The organism is Flavobacterium sp. (assembly GCF_044371705.1).
GTDB lineage: Bacteria > Bacteroidota > Bacteroidia > Flavobacteriales > Flavobacteriaceae > Flavobacterium.
Map to the genome: position 1 here is coordinate 1 of NZ_JBILTE010000072.1, position 12587 is coordinate 12587.

General features: G+C 30.6%; 9 protein-coding genes. 1 reads left to right on the top strand and 8 read right to left on the bottom strand.

Translation table 11 applies throughout. From position 1 onward, the window contains the following. Together ACIQ2S_RS06665 and ACIQ2S_RS06670 are read right to left on the bottom strand one after the other, a co-directional pair. Window positions 1-1201 (bottom strand): nitrogen regulation protein NR(II) (locus ACIQ2S_RS06665; protein ID WP_396174209.1); only part of this gene is annotated, 1201 nt, incomplete at its 3' end. 8 nt (window positions 1202-1209) lie between these two features. Beyond that, the gene (locus tag ACIQ2S_RS06670; RefSeq protein WP_396174213.1) at window positions 1210-3819 is read right to left on the bottom strand and encodes a chemotaxis protein CheB; all 2610 of its coding nucleotides are present in this window, start codon (window positions 3817-3819) and stop codon (window positions 1210-1212) included. A 427-nt stretch (window positions 3820-4246) separates the two neighbouring features. Between ACIQ2S_RS06670 and ACIQ2S_RS06675 the strand changes: the two genes are divergently transcribed. Next, on the top strand, window positions 4247-5038 hold the full coding sequence (locus ACIQ2S_RS06675; RefSeq protein ID WP_396174215.1) for a DUF3050 domain-containing protein: 792 nt from the start codon (window positions 4247-4249) through the stop codon (window positions 5036-5038). On the opposite strand, the gene ACIQ2S_RS06680 is transcribed toward ACIQ2S_RS06675, so the two are convergent. From ACIQ2S_RS06680 to ahcY, 6 genes are all read right to left on the bottom strand, one after another. Beyond that, window positions 5035-5412, bottom strand: a complete 378-nt coding sequence (locus ACIQ2S_RS06680) for a response regulator (RefSeq protein WP_396174219.1) — start codon at window positions 5410-5412, stop codon at window positions 5035-5037. The genes ACIQ2S_RS06675 and ACIQ2S_RS06680 overlap by 4 nt on opposite strands. Next, a complete protein-coding gene (locus ACIQ2S_RS06685; protein ID WP_396174222.1) occupies window positions 5405-6157 on the bottom strand; it encodes a response regulator in 753 nt (250 codons plus the stop codon). Before ACIQ2S_RS06685 ends, ACIQ2S_RS06680 begins: the two co-directional genes overlap by 8 nt. After that, the gene (locus ACIQ2S_RS06690) at window positions 6154-6564 is read right to left on the bottom strand and encodes a hypothetical protein (RefSeq protein ID WP_396174225.1); all 411 of its coding nucleotides are present in this window, start codon (window positions 6562-6564) and stop codon (window positions 6154-6156) included. The genes ACIQ2S_RS06685 and ACIQ2S_RS06690 overlap by 4 nt, the downstream gene beginning before the upstream one ends. Window positions 6565-6594: 30 nt before the next feature. Continuing rightward, on the bottom strand, window positions 6595-7671 hold the full coding sequence (locus tag ACIQ2S_RS06695; RefSeq protein WP_396174227.1) for a response regulator: 1077 nt from the start codon (window positions 7669-7671) through the stop codon (window positions 6595-6597). 1 nt (window position 7672) lies between these two features. After that, window positions 7673-11242, bottom strand: coding sequence for a PAS domain S-box protein (locus tag ACIQ2S_RS06700; protein WP_396174229.1), 3570 nt, complete (start codon window positions 11240-11242; stop codon window positions 7673-7675). A 202-nt stretch (window positions 11243-11444) separates the two neighbouring features. Continuing rightward, window positions 11445-12587: adenosylhomocysteinase (ahcY, locus tag ACIQ2S_RS06705; RefSeq protein WP_396174232.1), on the bottom strand; the 1143-nt coding region annotated here is incomplete at its 5' end.

Here is a 12587-nt window from a genome sequence, read left to right on the forward strand (position 1 = left end):
TAATATAAATAATTCCACTATGCTCTTTTATTATACTAAATGCACTGCTCATTCCAAGTCCTCTTCCAAGTTCAAATCCTTTTGTTGTAAAGAATGGTTGAAATATTTTACTTTTGATTTCATCGCTCATTCCTATTCCAGAATCTGTTATTGTTAGAAATATTTTATCTGATTTTATCTCTGTTACTAAATCTATTGCACCTCCATTAGGCAATGCTTCTATGCAGTTTTTTATGGTATTTAGAAGAACGGAATTTATTTCAAATTTATTTCCACTAATAAATGTTTGTGGAATTAGTCTTGTATTTATTTTTATTGATACTCCATTTCTTTCAGAAGTATCTTTCAATAAAGGACTAATTTGATTAATGCAGTCTTCAATTAATGTCTGTAGATTTAGGATACTATGATTGATTTCATGTTGTTTTTTTTCTCCAAATTTTTGAAGTGTTCTAACTCTTTCTGAAACTTCTAGAATCATTAATTCAATATTCTCAAGAGATTTAAGGGTTGGTTTGTCAAACTCTGATTTTAATCTAACAATATTTAGAGAGCTTAACATTACCTGCAGTGAGTTGTTAAAATCGTGGGCAATTCCCGAAGCCATTTCTCCTATAATCCTTAATCGCTGGCTTTCTTTAATGGTATTTTCAGCAACTTTTTCTTTTGTAGTGTCAGTAATAGTAAGATAACATTGTTCATTATTTCCCAAAACTATCCCATCTACATGCGCATAAACCGGTAAACTATTTTTTACCATTAATACAACTTCGCATGTTTCTTTTGCTTTTTCAATAAATAACGTATTTAAAAATAGACTAAATAGGGTGCGTGTTTCTGGTGAAAGAAAATCTATAAAATTTTTATTTGTTAAGTATTTTATCTCGTTCCCAAGCAACATAGCTGCGCTGAAATTTAATTCAACAATACTTCCCTTCTTTGAAAGGGTCATGTATCCGGAAGGGGCAAAATTGTATAAATCGGTATATTTTTGGGTAGCTTTTTCTGCTTCTTCTTTTGCTATTTTAAGTTCTTCATTTTGCATTTCAAGTTCAATTTTGTGAACTTGTAACTCGTGAATAATCTTTTGAGTTTCTATTTCAGAAAATACCGTATACTCTTCTGATTTCTGTTTTTTTAATTGTGCCGTTGCTCTATCGTAGAGGCTTAAAGTCTCAGGTTTATTAACTTTTGTTTTCATGTTTTTTGTTATTTAGCGGCAGCAGCCTTCAACATCTCATTAGCATTTGTTAGTTCTTCTTCACGTTTTTTAGATTCAGTAATATCAATAAATGTAATCACAACCCCATTTATATAGTCGTTAAATGTGCGGTATGGCATAATTCTAACTTTAAACCACCTTTCATCATTGGCAGAAATATCAGTTTCTTTAAAAACTAAAGTACGCAATACTTCTTTAGCATCGTTTTCAATTTCTGGGTATTGCAAATCAGAAACCATCTCGGTAAATGGTCTAGCTATATCTGATTGTCTTAATTTAATAATTTTAGTAATTTGTTCTGTGAAACGAAGAATATTTAATTCTTTATCTATAAACAATGTTGGGATATTAATGCTGTTAAGCAAGTTTTGCATGTCGTTACTCGACTCAATATACTCGCTTATTTTGTTCTGCATTTCTGTATTTAAAGTTTGCAATACTTCATTCATACTTTGCAATTCTTCTTTTGAGGTGGTAAGTTCTTCATAAGTAGATTGCAATTCTTCATTTGCTGATTGCAGTTCTTCGTTAGTAGATTTTAACTCCTCTTGCGATGTCTGCATTTTTTCTTTAAAGCTTTGCAATTCTTCATTTATTCTATGCAATTCAATTTCGAGTTCTTGTTCTCTAAAATTTAATGCTTGATTTCCTGTTTTTGATTTAACTGATTTGATAACTGTTGAAACATCTGAAAATACAATCAATATCATCCCACTTATAGGCTCTGGTTTTTCAATTTGTTGAATAGTAACATCAAAAAAGGAAGTGCTTCCGTTTGTTGCAATTTTTTTGTTTCGTATTACAACTGCTTCGTAATTTTGTTTTGCCTTACCAACTGCCCTAATTAAATCTGGACCTAATTCTTGTGGCGCAAGAGCGAAGACATTTATATTTGTTTTACCTGTTGCCTGATCTAAGTACTTTTCTATTTTTCCGGTAGTATTTAAAATATCGCCTTGGTCATTTATCAAAACACTGGCAAGTGCAAAACGCTGGAACAATAACTTATCTATAAGTGCCTTAATACTATCAACAAATTTAAAATTTTGCACATTGCTTATTTTTTTTGGGTGGTTTTCAAAAAAAGAACTTGGATAATCATTTATACTTTTAGTAGCTTTATTTTCAGAATGTTTGTAAAACTTTAATTTTTTGTCTATTACAGTAAATCTTGCATTATTGGAGCTCTCATTTTCAGCACTTCCTAGTAGTAAAATTCCATCAGCGTTTAAACTATATTGAAACAAGCCCAAAATATTTTTCTGCATTTCAGTTTCCATATAAATGAGCAAATTACGGCAGGATAGAAAATCAATTTTTGTAAATGGAGGGTCCTTAATTATACTATGAGTTGCAAATATTACCATTTCACGTATAGTATGATTAACACGATAGCCATCGCTATGAGTTACAAAAAATTTTCTTATTCGATCAGCTGAAACATCGGCTAAAATATTTGCCGGAAAAACACCTTTTCGGCCAATTTCAATTGCATTCTTATCTATGTCTGTGGCAAATATTTGTAAGGTTAGATTTTTATTTTGGGGCATCTGTTCCAATGCTTCTCTAAAAACAATCGCTAGAGAATAAGCTTCTTCGCCAGTAGAACATCCAGGAATCCAGGCGCGTAAAACATGCCCGTTTGGAAGTTTTTCAAAAAAACTTGGTAAAACGGTGTCTTTTAATTTTTGCCAAACTGCTGGATTTCTGAAAAAACTAGTAACTCCAATTAATAATTCTTTAAAAAGAAAATCAATTTCATTTGGGTTCTCTTGTAAAAACTGAATGTACTTTTCTATTTTTCCTAATTGATGAACATTCATGCGTCTTTCAATTCTACGCATCATTGTGCTCTTTTTATAATTGGAAAAGTCATGCCCTGTTTTTGTGTTAATTAGAATGATAATTTTTTCGAGATTGGTATTTATTTGTGTTTCATTCTCTAATTTTGAAGTAATTGAAGAGTTATTTTTAAGTAATGTAATAAGTTTTGTAGGTAAATCATTTGCATCTGCAATTATATCAACAAATACAGCACGCATAGCACTTCTAGGCATACTGTCGAATTTTGCATTGTCGGGATTTTGCACTACAACAAGGCCGCTTTTTTCTTTAATTGCTTTTACACCCATGCTTCCATCCGAGCCCATTCCAGAAAGAATTATTCCAATGCTTTTTTCTTTTCTGTCAATTGCCAAGGAGCTAAAGAAAAAATCTATTGGCAATCTTATTCCATGTGCTTCAATTGATTCAGATAAATGCAATGTTCCATTTAAAATAGACATACTTTTATTTGGTGGAATTACATAAATGTGATTTGGTTCTACAAGCAAACAGTCGCTCGCTTGTAACACCTTCATAGAGGTTGTTTGTTGTATGATTTCAGCTGACGTGCTAATATTATTGGGTGCTAGGTGTTGAATTACTACAAAAGCAATTCCAGTGGCTTTAGGCATGTTAAGGAAAAATTGTTCTAACGCTTCAAGCCCACCCGCAGAAGCTCCAATGCCAACAATCGGGAATTCAAGAGATTTTGAATTTTCTTGTTTACTATATTTTTCTTTCAATATTTTTCCCTGCTTTTTTTCTATTGCCATTTTGTAAATTTATATATTAAATTCTGATAAAAAAATGATACATTATTGATATAACCACGTTTACTTTATTGTAAAATATTATTTCTTATTTAAATTCAGATGCGCTTTAAGTATAATCAGCTAATTTGTAGTGATTTAGTGTTATTGGTGAGCGTACTTTTTTAATCGAATGTTACTTTTTACAGGATTATTTGAAATCACCATTGGAATCCTTCGGTTTGAAATTCCTTAAAAGCGAACTTTAGTTCTGTTTTTTACTTTAAGGCAACGCAATTGAATTACGTGTTTTGCAGCAATTGGGATATTAATATTTTCAGGATTGTTTGCCAGATAATTTTAAAAAAACTTCTATTAAAAAACTTTGTTCTTAATAACCTAGAATAAAGAGAATAATTAAATTTAGATTATACAGTTGATACATTTACTAATGCAAAATAAACTTAAAGAATTAAAACTTAAATTAGCGCCTTATCAAACGCAACTAATCAACCATCCTCTTTATACTGATTTAGTTAGTTTGGAGGATATTAGGCAGTTTATGGAATGTCATGTTTTTGCTGTTTGGGATTTTATGTCTTTGTTAAAATCATTGCAAATTGAATTGACTTGCAATACACTGCCTTGGTTTCCTGTTTCTACACCAGAAAATCGCTATTTAATCAATGAAATTGTATTGGGAGAAGAATCAGATTTAGATAAATTTGGAAATAGAACTAGCCATTTTGAAATGTATGTAGAAGCTATGGAAGAATTGGGCGCCTGTACAAAAGGCATTCATAGATTCATTAAACAAATGAAACTTACAAAGGATCTAGACGCTTCGTTTAAAAATGCTGAGGCTCCTCAATCAGTAATAGACTTTGTTAAATATACTTTCCAGATTGTTTATTCTCCAAAATTACATGTGAAAGCAGCAGTTTTTACTTATGGAAGGGAAGATGTTATTCCTAAAATGTTTTACCAATTGGTTCAAGACTTAAATAAAAGTAACATGGGCCAATTAGAAAAGTTTATGTATTATTTGGAAAGACATATTGAATTAGATGGGGACTCTCATAAATTTTTGGCAGAAAAGATGTTAATGAATATTTGTGGCGATAGTCCAATTTTATGGGAGGAGGCTACCAGCGAATCAATAAAAGCATTAAAATACCGTCTTGCCCTTTGGGATTATATTCATCTGTCTTTAAAAAGACAAATGGCGTCTTGCACAAACTAGTTATTGGAGAATAAATACTGATTAATATAGGTATTTAATAATTCTTTATCGATGGGTTTAAATAAAACTTCATTAAAGCCAAATTCTTTCCAGGCTTTTATGCTTATTGATTCCATTGCTGTAAATAAAAGAATGGGTGTATAGGTACTATTAATTTGATCGTGGTTTCTTAAAATATCTAAAGTTTGTACCCCATTTAAAATAGGCATATTATAATCTACTAAAATTAAATCAAACTTGTTTTCTTTATGGTATGCTATTCCTTCATTACCAGATTGAGCAGTAGTAAGTGTAATATCAAAATTCCTCAACAGAATCTTAAATAGGTTTAGATTAATTATTTCGTCGTCAATTACCAATACTTTTTTATTCATTATTTTTAATTGATTTTGATGGTAAAACTCCAAAATACGTTTTATATTTTCTAGTGAAATAATAGCTGTTTTTAAAGCCACTTATATCTGCTATTTCGCTAATAGATAATCTTTTTTCTAAAACCAATTCATGGGCCTTTAACAAGCGTTGCTCAAAAAGTATTTCAAAAATAGATTTACCCGTTAGTTTTTTTACTTGTTTCTGCAAATTGCTTGTACCCATAATAAAATGCTCCGCAATTTGAGATAGGGTTAAATTTTGATTACTATAATTTTGGGCAATAAAATTTTTTAAATCATTTAGGAAAACATCGTCTTTGGTTTGCAATTCTTCTTGAGAAAAGTTACTTAACAAATCCTCACTTAGTTTATTTTTCTGCAATATAAGTTTGTTCTTGCAACGTAAGAATAACTCTTTAGCCGAAAATGGTTTAATTAAGAAATCATCAGCCCCTAATTCCAATGCATTTAACTTATCTTCCATTAACGATTTGGCGGTAAGTATAATAAATGGAATTGAACGTGTCAATTTAGAACTTTTTAGGTTGATCAATAAGTTTGCCCCATCCATTTTTGGCATTATCCAATCTGAAATAATCAAATCAATTTTCTTTGATTTAATTATTAAAAGCGCTTCCTCTCCATTAGCAGCCTGCAAGATTTTATAACCCTCCAACTCTAACATTTCGCTAATATTTGATCGAATTATTGGATCATCTTCAACTACTAATACTACATCCTTCATACCCCTCCTACTTTTTTTGTATTTTGAAACTGCTTAGCAATTGTTTCAACCTGAAAAATATTATTTATTACCAAACTATTTTTTAACACCAAGCTAGATGTCTTTGTATCAATATATGAGCACTCATCAAGCTTTACATAGCAATGTTTGCTCACCATTATATAATTGTTTTTTCTAATTAGATTAAAAAATTCATGCTGATCTGAAAATTTATATCGAAACCAAATCCTATAATTTTCAATAAAAAAAACAACCATTTCTAAATTAATATTTATTTGAAATAATGAAATCTCATTAAATGGGAATATATAAATAGTGGATTTACTTTTAATTGCCAATTGATTTGTTTTTTTGCTGTATTCATTCGCAAAAAATAGTTTCCAACATTGATTTGGTAGATCGTACATCCGCCCAAATTTCAATGTTATAGCTATTAATTAATGTGTTTTTTCGGGAATAATTAGAGTAAAAAGAGCATTGTTATCTTGGTCAATTTCATAATTAAAATTTAAATCATATTGCTTTACAATTAGCTTTATAATGGATAGGCCCAATCCAATTCCAGCTTGTTCAAATTTTTCTTTTTTAAATTGCATATAGGGTCGAGAATTCTTAAACTCTTCAACCTCAAAATTATTTCTATTTTTATGTTGAATCTTAATTTCTACTGCATTTTCAATTTTTAATAGCCTAAAAAGTATTTGGTCATTTTCTTTGGTAAATTTAAACGCATTGTCTAACAATTCTGTAATAAGAACCATAAGTAATTTTCTGTCAAATTCAATTAAATCTATATCTACTAAGGTTATTAAATCCGCACTTCTTTGGTACTTTTTTGATTTATTTTCAAGGGTAACTTTTATACTTGTTTCTCTAATTTTTTCAGAATAAAAAACATATTTACCATCTTTTAATTGTTTGTAAAAAAAGATGTTAGATAACGATCGTTGTAAACGTTTACTCGAATGGTTTATAATTTGTAATAACTCCGCTGCTTCTTTTGAATTGTTTTGTATTTCCATTTCCTGAAGCAAGGAAACTGAGGTTAATATACCATTCATTGGCGTATTAATTTCGTGCATTTGAATCAAACCATACTGCTCTATTATATCTTTTTGCTTGTCAAAATAGATTTTTACTTTTCTTTCTGCATCTTCCAGTTTCGACTCTACCATTTTTAATAAATCCTGAAGCGAAAATGGTTTTATTAGGTAATCACTTGCTCCCAAATTCATTCCTCTGCGGATATCGTCATGATTGTGTTTGGCTGAAATAAAAATAAATGGCGTTAAACTAGATTCTTCATCACTTTTAATCGCATTTAGCACACCATATCCATCCATAAGTGGCATCATTATATCACAAAGAATTAAATCAGGATTTACTTGTTTAGCTAAACGTACCCCTTCAACTCCATTTGCGGCAGTATAGATTTCAAAATCATTTAAGGAAAGCGCGTCCGAAATGTTTTCTCTTATATTGTCTTCGTCTTCAATTACCAGTATTTTTTTCATTTTAAATATTGTTTTTAAAATCAATTTTTATCCTTGTGCCTTTTCCTTCCTCAGATTCAATCTTTAAATTTCCTTGGAGTAGTTCTACCATATTTTTAACAATAACCAAGCCTAAACCCACTCCTTTTATTTTTCCGACATTACTGGCCCTGAAGAACTGTTCAAACAATTTAGGTTGATCCAGAACAGGAATTCCTATCCCAAAATCTTGCAATATTAGCACCAATTTACTCTCTTGAAAATCAATTTCTAAAATTGGATCAGGCCTATCTTGCGAATATTTAAATGCATTACTTGTAATGTTTTCTATTATCATTTCAAGAATTTTAACATCCATTTTAATGTTATATGGTTTGCCTTTAATTATTGTTTCTATTTTCCTTGGAATTTTCTGAGTTAGCAGAAGTTTTTCCATAATCGCGGCAACTGCTTCCTCCATGTTTAAGTCGCTTAAATTAATAACCAATTTATTCGAATCAATTTTTCCCAGTTTAAGTAAACTATTGAGTAAATCAGACATATGTATTACTTCAGACTGAATAATGTCTGTATACTTTTTCAATTTATCACTAATGGGTATTTTTGATTTTGCTAATTGCATAGAAATTAACTCATTGCTTGAGCTAATTGTGGTTAAAGGGGTTCTAAATTCATGGGAGGTTAATGTAATAAATCTGCTTTTTAATAATGTAAGCTCTTTTTCTTGAATTAACATTTGCCTCAAATTTTCTTCCGCATTTTTGGTTTTCGTTATATCACTTATTTGTACACAATATATTTTTTTAGGCTCTTTTGTTAAAGTAAAAATTCTACATTGATTCCAAACCGTTTCAGTATTTTTTTGTAATGTGTATTCAAATACCCTTTCAATATCATCTTTAGCTACTTCCAACAGTATATTATACATACTTAAAGTAAATGGATAAGGTTTGATAAGCGTTTCAAATTTTTTATTCAAATATTGATGTTTAGGAATCGCTAAATTCTCTATGTCTTTTGCCCAAGCATTGGTGATTACCAATTCATCATTTATCTCTAATACAATATCCTCAATTGAAGTCAAAATAGCTTTAATCTGAGCCTCACTTTTTGCTATTTCTTGTCGTGATTTGATTCTTTCTAACCCAATTTTATGTTTTTCTAATATAAATCCAATACTTCCTAAAAAAGTTTCGAGTTTCTCTGCCAAATCAAGAGAATATCCATTTGAATTATTAGCCAATCCTAAAACGGAAACCATTTCGTGGTTCCTGAAAATAGGAATACCAATAAAGGTTTTTATTTTTGGTTTTTCTGCAGAAATTTCTCCTGTAAAGATGTCGTTCAAAACATCATTGTTTATATATGGTTTTTTCTCACCAAATATAGTTCCAAATAGTTTTTTTAAATTTCTAATTTCATCTAATTTTGTTGCATGGTTTTGTGAGTCTTGGGCATAAGCAATATCTGCAAATGCGATTGAGCGCACATTTGGATTTCCATTTTCATCAAAGTTTACCTCACAAATACATCCGAAATCACTTTTAGTTTGCTTCAAAATGTCATCTAGCAAAAGCCTAAAAGTTGCGTTTATGTCATCTGTTTTTATGTATAATTTTTGAATTTTCGTAATTAATTCCAACTGTCTTTTAGTTTCTTGTAATTTTAGATTTATGGCAATTTTATCATCCACAACTCTTGAAGTTCCTATATAATTTATTTTTTTTCCATCAAGGTTATCTACTTTCTTTAATAAAATTTCTAGATAAGTATATGTCCCATTTTTTTTCTTAAAACAAAGTGTTAATGTGTCTGCCCTTCCCTCCAAAATATTTTCAGGAACATTTTTCCTCATAAATTTGATTATAACATCAATATTATCTGGATGGATAAAATTAATAAACCTTTGGCCTAGTAATTCATCTGATGTATAACCAGTTATTTGTAAGCAGTTTGGCGTAACATAACTATATCTATAAAATTGGTCAACAACAAATATTGCTTCTTGGATATTTGTTACAATCTGATTTAATGATTCTTCTGATTTTTGTAAGGCTTTTGTGGTTTGAAATACATCTGTAACGTCTGTAAAAACGCCGCTAATACCAATAAAATTCCCATTAACGTCTAGTATGGATTCTACCGAATAGCGCAGGTTTTTTGTTTTTTTATCTTTTGTTAGAATAGTTCCATATCCTGTTGCTTCACTTATTTCAAGGTTGGCAAGTTTTACGAATACATTTTTTACATTTTCTTGGATCTCAATTTCTTGGTTTATTCCAAGTGGCTTTAATAGAATATCTTGTTTTGAAAAACCACTTATGGTCTCATAGTTATCGCTTACATAAATTACTTCTCCCTTATTGTTTAGATAATAAATAATACTTTTCGAATTATCCATTACTTGTCTAGCATTTCTGCTAGGGTCAATTATAATGTTATCTATACTCGGCCTATTTTTCATTTCTACAAAAGATAAAGCATAGATCCTTTCCTGAGAATTAATTACAATAGGATTAATATAGAATTCGCATACCAAATTATTTAAATTTAATGGAAAGGAAATTGAATGGTTAATGCAACTTTGAATTTTGGCCGAAACTAAAATCGCGTTTTTAGGTGATATAATTTTCAAGAAATTCTCACCTACTGTAATGTTTTCTTCAAATAATTTTATTGCCCTTTGGTTTAAACCTAGCGTCTGAAAATCTTGATTGATCAGTATTTGTGCGTTGCCATTAATGGTTAATTCGCTAAAAAAATATTTTGGAATTAGTTTCTTATAATATTCAATGGTTTTTAAACTCTCTTGATGAGATTCTGTAACACTGTAATTCTTAAAAATAAGGCAATAGTAACCATTTTCTTTTGGCACGAAAGAACAGCTCGTTTCAACCGATAGCAATCCACCATATTTATTTTTTATTTGAATGTCTATCTTTTGGCTTTCAACCAATTTTGCTGATTGAATAATGTTTCTGATTCTATTTTTTTCAGAATGAATTAACTCGATAAAATTATTATTACTATTTTGGAATTCATTTTCAGCTAATCGGCTGTAAGCCGGATTGGTAAAAAAAATGTTGAAGTTTAAATCCAAAAAAACAACAGGTTCAGCAATCGATATAAATGCACCTTGGAATAACCGTCTTTCTTCATTACTCTTTTTTTCGATTGTTGAATTTTCATTTAATTCTTCCGGTTTCTCAAAAGAGCTTATTTTTTGAATATTATTATTTGAAATATAGTCAAAAACATCCTTCAACTTATCTTTGTCAAAAACGTGCGTTATTCCATAAAAATTTAATGACTCTTTGAAATTAGGTTCTTGATAGGCTGTTAGCATTGCAATTTCTATGTCACTAGATATGCTTTTATAATATTGAATAACGTCAATGAAATCAACACCTGGAAATTGAAAATCCAACAAAATAAGGTTTGGCACTTCAGCACTTTCTTTGAACTTTTTTAAATTAGCAGGTGTGGCAATCCAAACTAAATCTATATTGCCCAATATTGGTTTTAAGGATCTTTTTAGCGCAAAAAAATCAGCCTCATCATCTTCGATGCATACTATTTTGATTTTTGTCATTTAACAACGAATCTAAGATTCCTACTTTTATGTTAAATGTAATATTGTAGAAATAATAAATTAAAAAGATGATTTTAAATTTTGCATTGATTTCATCTACATTTTAATTAGCTGCAAAATTACTCCAAGATTTCCAAGCCTTTGGCCTAAAATCAAAAAACCGGCCTAGGCCGGTTTTTTGATTTGTATTACTAATTTAAGATTAGTATCTGTACATCTCAGCTTTAAATGGTCCTTCAACCTTAACTCCGATATAATCTGCCTGTTCGTTTTCTAAAACAGTTAAAGTAGCACCAATATGCGTTAAATGTAAGAAAGCTACTTTCTCATCTAAATGCTTAGGTAATACGTAAACTTTGTTTTCGTAGTTAGCGTGGTGGTTCCATAATTCTATTTGAGCCAAAGTTTGGTTAGAGAATGAATTACTCATTACAAAACTTGGGTGACCCATAGCACAACCTAAGTTTACTAATCTACCTTCGGCTAAAACGATAATTTCGTTTCCGTTGATGTTGTAGATATCTACTTGTGGTTTTAGGGTGTATTTTGTTGAACCGTAGTTTTTGTTTAACCAAGCCATGTCAATTTCATTGTCGAAATGGCCAATGTTACAAACGATAGCCTTATCTTTCATGTTCATGAAATGACGGTCGGTAATGATTTTTAAATTACCTGTTGCGGTAACAAAAATATTAGCACGACTGCAAGCTTGCTCCATGGTAACCACTTCAAAACCGTCCATTGCTGCTTGTAAAGCACAGATTGGGTCGATTTCTGTAACCAATACACGTGCACCTGCACCTCTTAAAGATTCAGCAGATCCTTTACCTACGTCACCGTAACCAGCAACAACAGCTACTTTTCCAGCCATCATAATATCTGTAGCTCTACGGATAGCATCTACTAAAGATTCTTTACAACCGTATTTGTTATCAAATTTAGATTTGGTAACAGAATCGTTTACGTTAATAGCTGGCATAACTAAAGTACCTTTTTTCATACGCTCGTATAAGCGGTGAACACCGGTAGTAGTTTCTTCAGATAACCCTTTGATGTCTTTTGTTAATTCTGGGTAACGGTCGAAAACCATATTGGTTAAATCGCCACCATCATCTAAAATCATATTTAAAGGTTTGCCACCTTCAAAAGCGAATAATGTTTGTTCAATACACCAGTCAAATTCTTCTTCGTTCTGACCTTTCCATGCGTAAACAGGAGTACCTGCAGCAGCAATAGCAGCAGCAGCGTGGTCTTGGGTAGAGAAAATGTTACAAGAACTCCAGGTAACTTCTGCACCTAATTCCTTAAGGGTTTCGATAAGTACAGCAGTTTGGATGGTCATGTG